A 604-nucleotide genomic window follows, 5' to 3' on the forward strand; every position below is an offset into this window, starting at 1 on the left:
CCCGCAAACGCAGGCCGATTGTCTACACACCTCAGTTTCAGGATAACGGCCCTACAGACGAACGCCGCCAGCATGATACGATTACAAACTCATCACCCCCGCGCGTACGCCAAACTATTCAGAGCCTGCTAAACAATGGGGATATCAGCCAGGATGCCGCCAATGCATCAGAACGCTGGCACCGCGACTATGTATTTGGCTATCACGGATACGCTGAATATCCTGAGAACTATATCCCTGAATGTAACGGACGCCATGATGAAGTATCATGGGCTTGTGTAAGAGCAAACGCATGCGGGCGTATTATCGATATCCGTCGCGCTCTTGGCATGTGCAGTCATATACGGCTTGAAATGCTTATCGTTAAAAACATGAGCTTTCGTGAAATGGGGGCTGAGCTATTCCCTCATCTAAAGCAATCGTCAGCTTGTCAAAAAGCATCCATCCAATCATCGCTATTACTTGAGCAGCTCGCCAGTTTTTACGCTACCTTAAAAAAGGAATTGACAGCTCCGGAGCTAAAGGGTACAAAAACACCATAATTCGATAACTACGTCTAATAGCCGCCATGTGCGGCTTTTTTTGTATCTGGCCCCATGAAAAA

Annotated in this window: 1 protein-coding gene; it reads left to right on the top strand. The window is 47.5% G+C overall.

Annotated features, from left to right (window positions below):
* Positions 1-542 (top strand): hypothetical protein (locus HK25_RS13135; RefSeq protein WP_086636395.1); only part of this gene is annotated, 542 nt, incomplete at its 5' end.
* Between the last annotated feature and the right edge of the window lie 62 nt (positions 543-604).

It is taken from the genome of Acetobacter sp. DsW_059 (assembly GCF_002153695.1).
Taxonomy (GTDB): Bacteria; Pseudomonadota; Alphaproteobacteria; order Acetobacterales; family Acetobacteraceae; genus Acetobacter; species Acetobacter thailandicus.